Origin of the sequence: Seohaeicola saemankumensis, assembly GCF_021021435.1 — a bacterium.
In the GTDB taxonomy this organism is placed as follows: Bacteria; Pseudomonadota; Alphaproteobacteria; order Rhodobacterales; family Rhodobacteraceae; genus Seohaeicola.
On sequence record NZ_JAINWI010000004.1, the window covers coordinates 95,455 to 110,080 of the forward strand.

A 14,626-nucleotide genomic window follows, 5' to 3' on the forward strand; every position below is an offset into this window, starting at 1 on the left:
CTAGCGACGCCCCTCGCGCAGCCAAGCTCCCACGATCAGTGCTAAGGCCAGCAGCAAGACCAGCCAAGCCGGAAGCAATGGCGTCTGGCGCAGATCACGTGTCTCGAAAGCCTCGCGCGGGGTCAGACCGATCCAACCGCGACCTGCGGCAGGGCGTCCCGCGCTGACCTCGCGGATTGACGGCAGGCCTTCGACCAGGGGCAGGACACCACCGCGGAAACTGTCGATCGCGGGTTGCATCACGTCGCCGGTGGCTATGGTCCTTTCAAACTCGCGGGGTGCGGCAGGGCCAAGACCGATAACCGCAGATTGATCACCGTTTTCCAGACGATAAAGCCCGATTTCAGGCCCTTCATATTCTGCCTCGAACCGCCCGGGACTGATCTCGGTCAAGGGCACCTCAACCTCTTCACCGCTTGGCGTTATCACCGTGACAGGGCCTGCGCTGTCTTCGAGCGTCCGCCGGATGATTCGCATCCTTTGACCGACAGCCTCGGCCCATATCGCCTCTTCCTCGAGTTCGGGTTCCTTCATCATCCAATGGGCAAGGCGCCGCAGCAATTCCAGTTGAGGGCCACCGCCCTCATAGCCACGATCCCAGAGCCATGCCTGATCAGAAGCCAGAAGCGCGATGCGCCCCTCGTCGACACGGTCAAGGATCAGCAGGGGGCGGTCGTCCACACCGGACATCACAACATTGCCGCGCTCTGTCTCAAGATCAATCTGGCGCAGCCACCGGCCCCATGGTTCGTCACTTTCGGGCGCGAGACCCGCTGTCACAGGATGACGTTGCCCCAGATCGGTTATTTCGGGCACGTAGCCTTCCTCGATCACGCGCGCTGTCGGGCGCGCCGGCAAGACGGTTGATAGCGGCGAGCGATAGAGAGAGGCCGCTGTTGCGAAATCAGGTCCTGCGGCGACCAGAACGGCACCACCATTACGGACATACTCCGCCACATTCTCAAGGTAGAGCGAGGGCAGGATTCCGCGCCGTTTGTAGCGGTCAAAGATAATCAGATCGAAATCCTCGATCTTCTCCATAAACAGTTCGCGCGTGGGGAAAGCGATCAGGGACAATTCCGAGACCGGCACCCCATCCTGCTTGTCTGGCGGACGTAGAATGGTGAAGTGCACCAGATCAACCGAGCTGTCGGATTTCAGCAGGTTGCGCCATGTTCGCCCGCCGGCATGCGGCTGCCCTGATACCAGAAGCACGCGTAACCGGTCACGCACGCCGTTAATCTGCACCAAGGCTGTATTGTTGCGATCTGTCAATTCGCCTTCGGCTTCGGGAACCGTGAACTGGATCACGTTACGCCCGCCATGGGGCAGCGTCACAGGTAATTCAAAGGACCGCCCGATCTCGACATCATAGCGCTGCGGCTCTGCGCCATCGACCGAGATATCAAGCGGTGCCGAGGTCGCATCTTCGGGAAGGGCGCCCATATCCTCGATCCGCAGGGTCAGAGTCACAGGTTCGCCCAGAATAGCGAAAGCCGGTGCATTCTCGACAATCAGACGCCGGTCCCAGTCATCGGGCAGGCCGGTATGAAGCAGATGCAAAGGGGCAGGCAGATCGGGGGCCCGGTCCATGTCATGTATATGCCCATCACTCAGCGCCACGATCCCCGCAATACGTCCGCGCGGCTCTTGCGCCAGCGCATCGTTCAAAGCTGTCATCAACAAGGTGCCGCTATCCCCGTCGCCGTCAGGCACTTCGATCCGGCGCACCTCGGTATTGGCCCGCGATTTAAGTTGCTGCTCAAGAGCATCGGCGGCGGTCGTAGTTCTTTCAGCGCGGTCACCCAGTGCCTGGCTGGACGAGCCGTCTACCATCATCAGCACAATATCGGACAATGGCGCACGGTCTTCTTCCTGCCAGCTTGGACCGGACAAGGCCGCCAGAACGACGGCGCCTGCCAGAAAGCGCAGGGACCAGCCCTTCAGGCCACGCGCAAGAGCAAGTCCCGCTGCCAACAGGACAATACCGCCAAGAATAGCCAGAATCAGCCAAGGCAGAAGCGGGTCAAAGATAATCTGTCCCGTCATTGACCCAACCTGTCCAGAAGCGCGGGCACATGGACCTGATCGGATTTGTAGTTACCTGTCAGCACATGCATCACCAGATTGATCCCGAAACGATAGGCCAGTTCGCGCTGCCTTTCACCGGCAAAGCCGCGGCCCACCGGAAACAGGGCATTGCCGCGGTTATCCAAAGCCCAAGCGGCAGCCCAATCATTGCCACCGATCACGACCGGCGTTACACCGTCATTTAGGTTGCGAAACGGCATGCCTTCGATCCTTTCGGCATCAGCCGGTGACGCCTCGACCCAGACATCGCGGGCCATGTGACGGCCCGGAAAATCCTGCAGCAGATAAAATGTCCGCGTGATCACGTGGTCTTCGGGGATCGGCTCCAATGCTGGAATATCCAGCGGTGCGGCCAGTTGCTGCAACTTTCGTCCATTTGGGCTGGCAGCGCCAAATCCGGCCACATCGGCATCGCGGGTATCGAACAGGATCATCCCGCCAGAGCGCAGAAAGCGGTTCAGCTTTTCATAGGCTTCGGTGGATGGCGTCGGTTGATCGGGTGTGATCGGCCAGTAGAGGAAAGGGAAAAGGCCGATCTCGTCGGTTTCGAGATTGACGCTCATCGGTTCTGCTGGCTCGACCGAAGTTCGGAAAAACAATGTCTCGGACAGGCCGCGCAACCCTGCAAGCGCCATGTCATCAAGCCGCGCATCGCCGGTCAGGATATGGCCAAGTCGCAATTCGGATGTTGCCGCGATGGCAAACTCGTCTTCGGCTAACGTTCCCTGCTGCGCCACCGCGTCCTGTGGTAGCAGCATGACTGCCGCCAGCAGCGCCGCCACACCGCGCGCGCGCAGCAAGCGCCCCGACAAAGCAAGCGAGGCAATCACATCGGCCAGAAGCAAAGCCAGAGCCGTCGCCAAAAGATAACCAGCCAACGGAGTTTCCGTCGGACGCGCCAACCCTTCAACCGGAATCCGCGCGGGCCATGTCGCCATGGTCAGTACACTTTCGGCGGTCATGACATTGCGGGCAATACGGCGATCCCCGCCATCATAGAGACCGGGACGCAGATCAGCGCCAAGCGGTTGCGACAAAAGCAAAGCGCCATCGACACCCGGCAAGGTCTGTGCGTCCTGCACACGGCCGAAACCGTCAAGCACAGTCACCGGTTGCCAGATCGTACCCTCCAACTCGTCGGCTTCCATCCCCTGCCCCAGCGACGATACCGCAAGACGGTCGAGCATCCGCACAAACAGGCCCGAAAGCGGCAGGCTGGACCATTCGGCATTGGCCGTCACATGTACAAGAACAACCTGCCCCTGACCGATGGTCTTGCGGGTGACAAGCGGCGTGCCATCCGTCAGTTGTGCAATGACACGGTCGGCCAAGGTCGGATCAGGCTGCGCCATGATCTGCGCCGAGATCGTCACATCGTAGGGGATCGGCAGGCCGAAGAACGGACTGTCTTCGTTGAATGGGGCCAAGGTCTTGGGATCACCCCAACTCATGGCGCCGCCAACCGACCGGCCGCCCGCACGCAAACGCACAGGCATCAAGGGGTCTTCCTCGGTCCGGCTGACTTCGCTGGCAGCAAGGCGGGGTCCAGCGAAGCGCAGCAACAATCCGCCACCATCAATCCATTCCAGCAGCGACACTTCCTCGGATGGTGACAAGGTAGCTACATCGGCAAGAATGATGACATCGGGATTGGCAGGCAGCACATCGGCAACGCCACCCTCCAGCAGATCGGCATTCGGCTCCAGCGCCTGACGGAGATAGTGCAGCGGCGAGAGCAGCTCCAACCCCTCGCGATCCGCACGACCGGCGACCAGCGCAACCTCGCGACGGCTGAGACTGTCATCTGACAGAACCACAGCCCCTGCGCTACGGAGGCCCTCGATCTCGAAACGGGTAATACGGGCACGCAATTCGGCGGGCAGGCTGGCCTCGGTAAGAGCCTCAGTTTCGCCGCTGTCGAAAACCAGCGGCAAGGTAGCCAGAATACGCGGGACGCCTGCGGGATCAAGTCCGTGAGCCGCGATGCTCAGTTCCTGTTCCGGCCCCTGTCCAGCGCGGCGAGCGGAAAGTTCCAACACACCGTCCTGATAGACCGCAGGCAACAGCGCAAGCGGGCTGCGCCCTGAAGCAAATACACGCACAGGGCCGCGGCTTTCCAAGGCTTCTAGAAGCTCATCGCGCTGATCAAATGCCAGCCCGTCGGTGAACCACAGTGTCTCGAAGCCGCCTTCGGGCAGGAGTTCGACAGCACGTGCAACCATCTCGGGTGTTGCCTGCCAGGGTTGCGGGGCCAGCCCCGCCAACCTGCTGCGCCAGAGTTCGGCAGACTGGAAGGCGGGTTCCTCGGGCGCAGTCAAACGCAGAACCGCCGCCGTGCGCCCCTCGCGTCCAGCTTCTGCCAGTAACCGGTCTGCCAGTTCGGCACGACTGTTCCAGTCTTGCGCGCCAGCCCAACCGCCATCCATGACGATCAGAACAGGGCCTGTTCCGACGTCGCGATCGGCTTGCGGATTGAGCACCGGACCGGCCAGCCCGATAATCACGGCCGCAACAGCCAGCATCCGCAGCAGCAACAGCCACCACGGGGTTCTATCCGTAACCGTTTCATCATCCTTCAGCCCCAACAGCAGTGCCACCGCAGGAAAACGGCGGCGGATCGGGGCGGGCGGGACAGCACGCAAGATAATCCACAGGATCGGCAGGGCCAGCAAAGCCAGCAATAGCCACGGCGCTGCAAAACCGATGGGTCCAAACATCATGTGCCCGCCCCCCGTTCCAGTGCCCGCCAGATCCGCAGAAGCGCGGATTGCGCCGAGGCATCGGTATGGTGGCACTGGTACTGCCAACCTGTTGCCGCGCACAGATCTGCCAAGGCTGCTTTGCGTTCCGTCAGGCGGTCCAGATACCGGCCGCGCAGATCGCCCGCTTTCAGGGTTTCATGCGCGATTGTGCCACCTACGCTTTCAAAGATCGTACGGCCTTGAAAAGGAAATGCTTCTTCCGAGGGATCGAGCAGTTGCAACAACACGCCGCGCACACCGCGATCCGCCGCTTTGGTCAGCGCCGCCTGCACTGGTGCAATGTCGGACAGAAAATCGGATACGAACATCGCCCGTGCTAGCGGTATCATCGCCCGCGCTTCGGGGATGCCGTAGTCGGCGTCGTCATCTTTCGAGAACATCTCGGCCAGGCGCAGCAACTGGGCGTTGCCACGGCGCGGCGGCAGGGTTGTTCCAGTCAACCCGACACGTTCACCGCCACGCACCAGAAGTACAGCGACAGACAGCGCCAGAAGGCGCGCCCGATCGGTCTTTTCAGGCAGGTTGGGGTCTGATGTAAAGCGCATCGACGCAGCCTGATCAACCCAGAGCATAACGCTTTGGGCTATCTGCCATTCGCGTTCGCGCACGAATTGCGTGTCACCGCGTGCCGAGCGGCGCCAGTCGATAATTCGCACCGGATCGCCTTGCTGGACAGGACGGTACTGCCAGAAATCATCCCCTTGTCCCGCACGACGGCGACCGTGCTCCCCCAGAAGCACGGTGCCTGCCAAATGGTCGGCCCGTGCCAGAAGCGGTGGAAACCGTGCCGCCTCGGCCTCGGCTCTTGCGCGCAGGGTCAGGGGATAGTTCACGCAGCCGCCTCAATCCGCGTGATGCGGGTGGCCGTTTCGGTGATCAGGCCAGTCAGGGTGTCGCCACGGGCGCGGGCGGCAAAATTCAGGGCCATCCTATGTGTCAGCACCGGACGCGCCATTGCAACCACATCCTCAACCGAGGGGGCCAGACGACCCTGAAGCAAGGCGCGCGCCCTGACAGTAAGCATCAGCGCCTGCGCCGCACGCGGACCAGGGCCCCAAGCCACGGTCTGGCGCACACGGTCATCGGCGGTTGCATCTTCGGGACGGAAGGCGCGCACCAGATCAAGGATCGATTCCACCACGGCATCGCCCACAGGCATCCGGCGCAGCAATGTCTGTGCCTCAAGCAACTCGGTCTCGCTGAAGACCTCGTGCGCCTCTTCCTCGGCGACGCCGGTGGTGGCGATCAGGATATCACGCTCGGTCGCGCGGTCGGGATATTCTACGTCTATCTGCACCAGAAAACGGTCAAGCTGCGCTTCGGGCAGAGGATAGGTGCCTTCCTGCTCAATGGGGTTCTGTGTCGCAAGCACATGGAACGGCTTGCCCAAGGGACGATCTTGCCCAGCCACCGTAACACGCCGTTCCTGCATCGCCTGAAGCAGGGCAGATTGCGTGCGCGGGCTGGCGCGGTTTATCTCGTCCGCCATCAAAAGTTGGCAGAAAATTGGACCTTCCACAAAGCGGAACGCACGGCGACCTTCAGAATCTGTTTCGAGTATCTCGGAGCCGAGAATATCTGCGGGCATCAGGTCGGGCGTGAACTGCACACGGTTTCCATTCAGGCCCATCACGGTTGACAGCGTTTCGACCAATCGGGTTTTTCCCAGACCGGGCAAACCGATCAGAAGGCCATGCCCGCCGCATAGAAGGGCCGACAGAGTCAGGTCGACGACCCGCTCCTGCCCGATAAAACGTCGGGTGATCGAGGCCCTTGCCTGCGCCAGCTTGTCCTCAAGCGCCTCGATACCTGCGACCAGATCGGCGTGATCGGACATGACAATCCCTCCTTTGAGAACTATGTCTTTATGATGATAGTATCGCGCGAAAGGGAAATGGCAAAAGCAATGAGCGGACAAATGATCGTGACCCCTTCTGCAGAAGGCATTGCTGCCTCTGTGAAGGCAGCCAAAGGGCGGGGCTTGCCCCCTGTGCATCTGTGGAACCCGCCCTTTTGTGGCGATCTGGACATGCGGATCGCACGGGATGGCACATGGTTCTATCAGGGAACGCCTATTGGCAGGCCTGGTCTGGTCAGACTGTTCTCGACCATTCTCCGGAAGGATGGTGACAAGTATTTCCTTGTCACGCCGGTTGAAAAGGTCGGGATCACCGTTGATGACGCGCCTTTCGTTGCCGTTGATTTCGATACAACCGGCACGGATCACGACCAACAACTGACATTCCACACCAATGTGGGCGACAGCGTCACTGCTGGACCGGAAACACCGCTCCGCTTTGTGCGCGACCCGGATACCGGCGAGCCTTCGCCCTATGTCATGGTAAGGGACGGGCTTGAGGCGCTGATAGACCGCAAAAGCTTCTACCGTCTGGCCGAGCTTGGCACCGAGCATGATGTCGATGGGCTGTCGTGGTTTGGTATTTGGTCAGGAGGGGCTTTCTTCGGGATGATCCCTGCCGGCGATTTGCCCTGAATCAGAGCCTGTTGAGGCCAGATCGGATGTTGAGCGCATCAGTAGAAAGGGCACGCCCGGCAGCGTGCTGACCAGAAACATCACACCGAATGCGACGCTGGCTGCAAAGCCCTCGGTTGCCGTCGCCCCAATGACGGGAAACAGCGCGGCAGCGGCCCCTTCACGTAAGCCCCAACCGCTGACCGAGATCGGTATCAACATGGTGAACAAGATCAGCGGCACAATGATCATAACACCCGTCAATGGCAGGGTTGTGCCCGCTGCCTGCGCGCAAAGGGCAAAAGCCAGCAAGTTCAGAAGCGTGGTTCCAAGGCTCAGCATGACCTGACGCGGCAGCACATCAGGTGCCAGCACAGCGCTGGCGAATGCTGCGGTCCAGTCACCAAGCTGACGAGAGGAGGCATTCTCACCCCGCCCCATCCACCACAGACTGATCGCTGCAACCAGCATCCCCAGTGCAGCAAGAGCGATCATTCGCAGCACCCAACCGGGCAAGGCCGGCTCAACCGCGGTGATCCAGACATAGGTGACCGCTGCAATCGTCACGAGATAGAGCATCAACTGCCCTGCCAGCCTCTCGAATACCACGGCTTGCCCTGAGCGCTTCAATCCCGCCTCGTGCCGCGCGCGGACTGCCCTGCTGGCATCACCCACGACACCACCGGGCAGGGACTGATTTACCAGTAACGACAGATAATATTCTCGCACTGCGTGCCCTACAGGGAACGATTGCCCCAGATGCTGCGCGGTCAAACGCCAGCGCAAGGCGGATAGAACCGTCTGCCCTGTCAACGCAGCGCAGGCCGCCAGCAGCCAGAGCGGATCAGCCGAAACAACCAACGACATAGCCGTAGCACCGTCAAAGCTCTGCCATAACAGGAAAAGGATCGATAGCGTCACGACCAGACGCAAGGCTTGCATGAAGCGAGGGCGGGTCATGGCGCGACTACCCTCCGTTGACCGGTGTGATGCCAAACAGGTTGGCCCCTGCAGGCGGTTCCGTTGTGAAAGCATCAAGGATCATGTCGCGCATTGCCTCCATCGGAAGAATGGGCGCGCCGCTGGCGGGGATCAAACCCGACGTCCAGCCCCAGTCAGCGATATTGTCCAGCAGGTCGGGTGGGCCGATCAGGTGCACGGGCACATCAGGTCGCTCGTCCAATGCGATGAAGCCTGCCGCCTGATGATCACCGAGCACAATGATCAAGGGCGGATTCGCGGCATGACGCGCGGCGTATTCCACGACAGTTTCCAGCGCGTAGGTGATGGATTGACGGTACTGGGCGCGCACCCTGTCGTGATCACGCCAGACAACATCAGGGCGGTCTCCGGACTGTGCCATCTCGTTGAAGACGGTGCCGTCGCCGATATCCTCCCACGGGATCAGTTGCGGGATCGGCACCCATGGCGCATGGGACGAGATCAGCGCCACCTGCGCGAAGAGGTTGCGACCGGAAGGTTCATCGCGCAACAGCCGATCTATAGCTGCCAACGTGAACTGGTCGGGCATGGTCACCCAGTTGAAGGGCAATCCGCGATATCCCAGATCTTTCGCGGGCAAGACAGTGTCAAACCCCATCAACGCGGATTCGGGCCAGTCCAGCGTAATTGCTGGCATCACGGCAGCGGTGTGAAAACCGGAGCGCGCTGCGATGTGGAACAATGTTTCGCGCCCGCTGGCCATAGCCGCCTGATATCGCGCCTGCCCGTCAACACGCATACCGTTGGCAAATGTGGCATGGGCCAGCCAGCTTTGCCCCCCGCGCGTAGGCGACGTCAGAAAGGCCGAGCGCATCTCGAGTCCTAGACCGTCCAGCCTGCGGGTCGCATCACTGAGCAATGGGCGATGCTGGTCCGCGTAGAAAGGAGTATCCATACTGGTGCGGCCATAGCTTTCGACGAACAGCACCAGAACGTCGCGGTCGATCCTGTCCAGCAAATCGGCACGGTCAGCATAGGGGTCGTTTCGCGCCAGTTCGTTGAACGCCCGCAGATCGCCAAGGGTCCTGCCAATCATCGCAACACGCTCGACCCCGACGCGGGCGGTGAACGCTGTGCCGGGCGGATTGAACGGAATGGGCCATCGCGCCATGATAGAGCCGATATCGGCCACCGCGAGACCCAGCGCCAGAACTGCGCCGCCACCCGCAACGATCCGCGCAGGGCGCGGTAGCGGCAGACGGGCCCAGACACCCATGGCCCACCACAGAACGGCAGCAACCAACACAACGCCGAGGATGGTCGCGCCAGCCGCCCCGATAGCCGCAACCAAGCCGATTGATCCCATCGTCAGCCTGAAAGCTGCTGCGATCAGCGGCATGTCGCCCACCGGATTGAAGCCCCGCGTGAAAGCAGTGAACATCGCGAAATCGGCAGATTTCAGGAAGACGATCACCACTAGAACCGCTACAAGGGTCGCGCGCATCAAGCGTCCGATCCGGCCGTCACCGATCACCGGCAAAGTCAGAAGCAGCAAAGGCCATTCCAGAGCCAGAACAAACAATGCCGCGGGCGTCATGGCCGCAGGGTGGTTTGGCTGGATCAGGACAAGATGCAGCACAAGTGCTGCAAGCATCGCTGCTCCCACCCTGCGAGGCGTTACCGACATCACGGCCTGTGCCTCCAGAGCCAGATCGTGTCGCGCCCGAAGGACCAGATCAGGGCCAGCGCTGCGCCAAAAGCGATCCACTGCGCCAGTGCCTCATGTAGAAGTGGCAGTTGCAAGGCGATCAGCGCGGCAATTTGAACGACGCAGACCAGTTTGCGCCCGAACCTGTCGGGCAACGGGGCCGAGAGCCAGGAAAACGAATAGGACGATGCGACAAAGGCATAGCGCATCAACCCCAGAACCAGAACAATCGGCCCGACCATACCATCCGCAAAGGCATGCAGCGCGAGGATCAAAGCAAGGGCGGCGTCGACTTCCATATCGAAGCGCGCGCCATAGGCGGAAGCCAGCCCGCTGCGTCGCGCCAACCAGCCATCCACGCCATCGAGCGACAAGGCACAGGCAGAGATAACGACAACAGCCCAATCACCGATTGGCGCTGTCGCCGTATCGCCCGTAAGAAGTGGCGTAAGAAGGCTTGCGCCGAGGCCCGCGCGCAGGAGGGTCACGGTGTTGCAAGCCCCGAACTGCGGGTGCGGGTAATGCACCGGCAGCTTGACCCACAGCAATAACGACCCCGTTATGAACAGCGCAAAGGCGAAGAAAGCTTCCGGTTCTGCGGGAAACAGAACAACATGCAGCCCGCACATGACGGCAAGAGTCGCCGAAAAACCGAGCAAAAGACCGGTTCTAGGCCGCAAAACGGCGATATTTCCGAAAGAGTTGGCCATTTGCGGCAAGTTGTTCATCCAGCAAAGATAGAGCCCTGCAAGCGCAGTCAAGATGGCTGGAAACGGCTGGTGCTGCGCGGGCTATAGCGAAGCCCAAATTGCGCAAAACTTGACCGTGGGCCTTGGCCGACTACTTGCTGTTGTTGGGGATACCGAGGAAGGCATGAAGCTGCAACAGGATCATTACAAGGCACCTGCGCGCTGGCTGCACTGGACTGTTGCAGCACTCGTTTTGGCCATGATCCCTGTCGGCGCCCTGATGGTGCAGGAGGGGCTGGGGCGATCCCTTCAAAACAGCCTTTTTATATTCCACAAAAACACTGGTGTCATCGTCGGGCTTCTTGTGACTGCGCGTCTTCTTTACCGTTGGCGCAACCCGCCACCGAAATTGCCGCAGGGCCTGCCACTCTGGCAGCGGCGCGTCGCTTTCTGGACACATGCGTTTCTGTACACCCTCATCGTGATTATGCCGATCTCGGGCTACGTGCGTGTTCGCTCGGGTGGTTTCCCGATCGAGTTGCTGGACGCGATGGGAATTGGGACCTTGCTTCCCAAGTCGGATGCCGTGGCGAATGCGGCGAAGTCGCTGCACTACGCAGGCGCTTGGGCGCTGGTCATTCTTGTTGCCATGCATATCGGCGCAGCATTGCAGCATGCCTTGATAAAACGTGACGGGGTGTTCGAGCGGATGTGGCCCCGCAAGGACTGATCAGGCCGCAAGTGGCAGCAAAAAGGACATGGCCCGCCCGTGACGTTTCAAGCAAGACAGTCAGACATTCTGCGCGCCCGCGCGACAGCGACGCCGCTCAGGCGCAGGACGGCTGTTCCCGCAGCGCGCCGCGTCTTTATTACGCTGACAATCGGTATGACATGTGCGGTATCCTTTTGTGTCGCCTTTCACATTGCTGACTGGACGGTCTGGTCGGTTCTGGCAATGGCACTGGTCGTACCAAGCCTTCTATGGATTTCGGGCGGCGCCGCGACGTCGTTGACCGGTCTTCTCTGTCCTCTTCCTGCTTCCTCTAAACCAGTGGAAAACTGGCAGCCCGCCGGTCAGACGGCTGTTTTGATGATGCTTTGCCGCGAAGATTCGCAAAAGGTGGCAGGGTCCATGTTGGAACTGTCGCGCCAGATCAGCAAGGCCGGATTGACGGGCCACACCAGACTGATCGTTCTATCGGACACGTTCGGACAGGATGCAGTCGCGGCCGAGGAAGCTGCATTGCTTCCACTGATCGCGGACGGAAGGATTTCCTATCGGCGCAGGTATGAGAATACCGGACGCAAGCCCGGAAACATTGCCGAGTGGTTTGACCGCGAAGGGCGTGCCTATGCCCAAATGCTTGTTCTGGATGCTGACAGCCGGATGAGCGGGGCAAGGCTGGCGCGGATGATCTGGCGGATGGAAAGCCAGCCCGGTCTTGGTCTTTTACAGGCAGGAATGACGCTTGTTCCGGCACAAAGCCGGTTCGGTCAGGTGCAACGCACAGCGTCGCGATTGCTTGGGCCCCCGTTTTCAGCGGGGCTGGCAGCATGGACAGGCGATACGGCCAACTATTGGGGTCACAACGCGCTGATCCGCACAGCGGCCTTTGCCGCCGCTGCCCACCTTCCCCGCCTGAGCGGGCCGGCTCCCTTTGGTGGCGATATCCTGAGCCATGACTTCATCGAGGCCGCCTTTGTCCGACGCACAGGCTGGGCCGTGGCCTTTGACCCCGACGCAGTCGGCAGCGCCGAAGACGGGCCGCAGGAACTGGCCTCTTTTCACCGGCGCAACAGACGCTGGTGTCAGGGAAATTTGCAACATATCCGGCTGATTGCCACGCGGGGCCTGAATCCGCTTAGCAGGTTGCATATTGCATCGGGCATTTTCAGCTTTCTGGCGGCACCCGTCTGGCTGGCGCTTGTGGTCCTGATGGGGTCAGGTCTTGTCGTTCTGGAAAGTCCCCTGCCCTTCGTGCTGATCCTTGCGATACTGCTGCTCCCCAAGCTTTCCGGTCTTTGGCGGCTGGCGGGACGTGGGGCCACGGCATGGCGGCGACGCATTGCCCTGCGTGCGTTCGGGGGGGAATTGCTGCTGTCCAGCCTGTTGGCGCCCATCGTGATGTTGCATCACACGGCATCGGTTCTTGCTGTACTGGCCGGCGCGGATTGCGGATGGAAACAACCTGTGACGCGGGGTGTACGCTTGCCTACGGGATTTGCAGAGGCAGCAACGGGCTTTGCCTTGGTTGGCATGGCCGTGCTTTTCAATCCGGAGGCCGCAATCTGGCTGGTGCCAGTCGCAGGACCGATGATTGCCGCGCCTGTGCTGGTCCGCTGGATGGACCAGATCAAACCGCTGCTTCGCCCAGCATGACCTTTGCCGCGAGAGGGCGGTGATCAGAGGCCAGGCGAATCCCCTTCCCGTCCAGAACATCCATGCCCGTCACCCGCCCAGGCTCTGTTGTCATGATACGGTCCAGTGGCAGGAAGGGGCGCCCAACGGGAAAGGTGGCGCGGGCCGGACCATGCAACCTTTGCCCCAAAAGGCGCGGGGACAGGGCCAAACCACCCCAAGGCCGCCACTCGTTCAGATCGCCGATCAGAATCGTCTGTCGTGGCGGGCGGCGGCGCAAGTGCTGGGCAATCACCCGCATCTGGGCAATCCGTGCGACTTGACCCAGTGACAGATGGGTTCCGATAATCCGGAACGGCCTGCCGTCACGCATTGCATCGACAACCACAGCACCGCGATGACAATGGCCCGGTAAGTCCAGGAGAACACTATCCTGCACCATGATGTGCGGGGCAAGAAACAGGATCACCCCCAGAAAGCCGTGACTTTCCGGCCCCCACCGCAAACCGGCCTCGGATTGGGCATGCACAAGACCGGTTTCCGCCTTGATCCGTGACAAATCCAGAAGGCCGCGATGCGGGCGGTGATCCTCGTCTGCTTCTTGAAGAACAAGGATTTCGGTGCCGGGTAACGCGACTTCGGAAAGCAGTACATCCACTGTACGGGATGGATCGACCTGCCCATCTTGCCCCTTTCCGCGATGGACATTCCAACTGACACAAGCAAGCTCTGGCTGGGTCATCACGTTTTCAGGAAAGATATGAGGCGGCACGTCTTGGCGCAGCGAGCGGCGTGTCGTGGACCGGCAGGGTCGCCTCGGCAGCCGTGGGTGACAGGCCGCAATCGAACAGGACATCCGACCCCAAAGAGAACACGCGTGTATCGGGACGGATGCAATCGGCAAGCTTCAGACTGGGCGAGGCTGTCGTCAGCGCCGCTGGTCCGGCCCCGATCAGCAACGGGGCCACAGCCACCTGAAGGCGCGTGAGCAGGCCTGCTTCCAAAAATCCTGCAATGGTAATTCCACCTCCTTCGATCAGCAGGCTGGACAGACCGGCATCGTGCAGTGCGTCAAGGATGTCTTGCGGGCGGATGACACCGCGTTTCAACGGTAGGCGGATGATCTCGACCCCGGTAGGGCGCAGGCGATCACAGGCCTGAATCACCACACGGCGCGCACCATCCGCGCGCAACACGGGCGCATCGTCAGGAAGCCGCCCCTTCGGGTCAATCACGATTCGCGCCGGATTGGGGCCACTACACAGCCGCACGGTCAAGCGCGATCCGTCATGCAGGGCGGTTCCAACGCCGATGACAACGCCGTCAACAAGCGCCCGCATCCGGTGCAAATGTGCAAGACCGTCCGGCCCCGACACATCGCGCGCATCGCCTGATACGGTGGCAACACGACCATCCAGCGATTGACCGATCTGGGCAGCCGTCACAGGCCCCAGATCGCGCCGCGCGAGGGGGCCATATAACGCCAGCGCAGATTTTTCCTCTGCTGACCAATCACCACAGCATGGACAAGCCTGCCCTGCACGGACCGCAAGGATGCGTTCCCAGACAGCGGGGGTGACGTTCACGCTATGCATTTCAGTC

12 protein-coding genes are annotated in these 14,626 nt (G+C 61.0%); 3 read left to right on the forward strand and 9 right to left on the reverse strand.

Translation table 11 applies throughout. The features are described from left to right. Genes K7H22_RS02335 through K7H22_RS02350 form a run of 4 tightly spaced genes read right to left on the reverse strand, consistent with a single transcriptional unit; the run spans position 1 to position 6,690 of the window. A complete protein-coding gene (locus K7H22_RS02335; RefSeq protein ID WP_230799121.1) occupies positions 1-2,049 on the reverse strand; it encodes a hypothetical protein in 2,049 nt (682 codons plus the stop codon). Beyond that, positions 2,046-4,811 (reverse strand): DUF4159 domain-containing protein, encoded by a 2,766-nt coding sequence (locus K7H22_RS02340; protein WP_230799122.1) that lies wholly within the window; start codon positions 4,809-4,811, stop codon positions 2,046-2,048. Before K7H22_RS02340 ends, K7H22_RS02335 begins: the two co-directional genes overlap by 4 nt. Then, the gene (locus tag K7H22_RS02345) at positions 4,808-5,686 is read right to left on the reverse strand and encodes a DUF58 domain-containing protein (protein ID WP_230799123.1); all 879 of its coding nucleotides are present in this window, start codon (positions 5,684-5,686) and stop codon (positions 4,808-4,810) included. Before K7H22_RS02345 ends, K7H22_RS02340 begins: the two co-directional genes overlap by 4 nt. Then, entirely contained in the window at positions 5,683-6,690 is a 1,008-nt protein-coding gene (locus tag K7H22_RS02350) for an AAA family ATPase (RefSeq protein WP_230799124.1), read from the reverse strand. Before K7H22_RS02350 ends, K7H22_RS02345 begins: the two co-directional genes overlap by 4 nt. Positions 6,691-6,759: 69 nt before the next feature. Here K7H22_RS02350 and K7H22_RS02355 point away from each other — a divergent pair, with 69 nt between their 5' ends. Further along, entirely contained in the window at positions 6,760-7,347 is a 588-nt protein-coding gene (locus K7H22_RS02355) for a DUF1285 domain-containing protein (protein WP_230799125.1), read from the forward strand. Here the strand turns inward: K7H22_RS02355 and K7H22_RS02360 are convergent. The 3 genes from K7H22_RS02360 to K7H22_RS02370 are packed head-to-tail and all read right to left on the reverse strand — an operon-like array spanning position 7,300 to position 10,524. Next, positions 7,300-8,286 carry a lysylphosphatidylglycerol synthase transmembrane domain-containing protein gene (locus K7H22_RS02360; RefSeq protein ID WP_230799126.1) on the reverse strand — a complete coding sequence of 329 codons (987 nt, stop codon included), beginning with the start codon at positions 8,284-8,286 and terminating at the stop codon, positions 7,300-7,302. The genes K7H22_RS02355 and K7H22_RS02360 overlap by 48 nt on opposite strands. A 7-nt stretch (positions 8,287-8,293) precedes the next feature. Continuing rightward, the gene (locus K7H22_RS02365) at positions 8,294-9,922 is read right to left on the reverse strand and encodes a sulfatase (protein WP_230799127.1); all 1,629 of its coding nucleotides are present in this window, start codon (positions 9,920-9,922) and stop codon (positions 8,294-8,296) included. Between the two features lie 32 nt (positions 9,923-9,954). Then, positions 9,955-10,524: a CDP-alcohol phosphatidyltransferase family protein gene (locus tag K7H22_RS02370; protein ID WP_230799128.1), complete on the reverse strand. Its 570-nt coding sequence runs from the start codon at positions 10,522-10,524 to the stop codon at positions 9,955-9,957. 214 nt (positions 10,525-10,738) lie between these two features. Here K7H22_RS02370 and K7H22_RS02375 point away from each other — a divergent pair, with 214 nt between their 5' ends. Then, positions 10,739-11,395, forward strand: coding sequence for a cytochrome b (locus tag K7H22_RS02375; protein WP_330165823.1), 657 nt, complete (start codon positions 10,739-10,741; stop codon positions 11,393-11,395). A gap of 39 nt (positions 11,396-11,434) precedes the next feature. Continuing rightward, on the forward strand, positions 11,435-13,045 hold the full coding sequence (mdoH, locus tag K7H22_RS02380) for a glucans biosynthesis glucosyltransferase MdoH (RefSeq protein WP_230799129.1): 1,611 nt from the start codon (positions 11,435-11,437) through the stop codon (positions 13,043-13,045). On the opposite strand, the gene K7H22_RS02385 is transcribed toward mdoH, so the two are convergent. Both K7H22_RS02385 and K7H22_RS02390 read right to left on the reverse strand, forming a co-directional pair. Continuing rightward, positions 13,020-13,766, reverse strand: a complete 747-nt coding sequence (locus K7H22_RS02385; RefSeq protein ID WP_230799130.1) for an endonuclease/exonuclease/phosphatase family protein — start codon at positions 13,764-13,766, stop codon at positions 13,020-13,022. The two genes, mdoH and K7H22_RS02385, sit on opposite strands and share 26 nt — an antisense overlap. A gap of 7 nt (positions 13,767-13,773) precedes the next feature. Continuing rightward, positions 13,774-14,619, reverse strand: a complete 846-nt coding sequence (locus K7H22_RS02390) for a RibD family protein (RefSeq protein WP_230799131.1) — start codon at positions 14,617-14,619, stop codon at positions 13,774-13,776. Positions 14,620-14,626 lie beyond the last annotated feature (7 nt).

Coding starts and splice junctions, on each gene's coding strand:
- K7H22_RS02360 (WP_230799126.1), bottom strand. CDS start 8,286: ATGACCCGCCCTCGCTTCATGCAAGCCTTGCGTCTGGTCGTGACGCTA.
- K7H22_RS02385 (WP_230799130.1), bottom strand. CDS start 13,766: ATGACCCAGCCAGAGCTTGCTTGTGTCAGTTGGAATGTCCATCGCGGA.
- K7H22_RS02350 (WP_230799124.1), bottom strand. CDS start 6,690: ATGTCCGATCACGCCGATCTGGTCGCAGGTATCGAGGCGCTTGAGGAC.
- K7H22_RS02390 (WP_230799131.1), bottom strand. CDS start 14,619: ATGCATAGCGTGAACGTCACCCCCGCTGTCTGGGAACGCATCCTTGCG.
- K7H22_RS02355 (WP_230799125.1), top strand. CDS start 6,760: ATGAGCGGACAAATGATCGTGACCCCTTCTGCAGAAGGCATTGCTGCC.
- K7H22_RS02335 (WP_230799121.1), bottom strand. CDS start 2,049: ATGACGGGACAGATTATCTTTGACCCGCTTCTGCCTTGGCTGATTCTG.
- K7H22_RS02375 (WP_330165823.1), top strand. CDS start 10,739: ATGGCTGGAAACGGCTGGTGCTGCGCGGGCTATAGCGAAGCCCAAATT.
- K7H22_RS02365 (WP_230799127.1), bottom strand. CDS start 9,922: ATGCTTGCAGCACTTGTGCTGCATCTTGTCCTGATCCAGCCAAACCAC.
- K7H22_RS02340 (WP_230799122.1), bottom strand. CDS start 4,811: ATGATGTTTGGACCCATCGGTTTTGCAGCGCCGTGGCTATTGCTGGCT.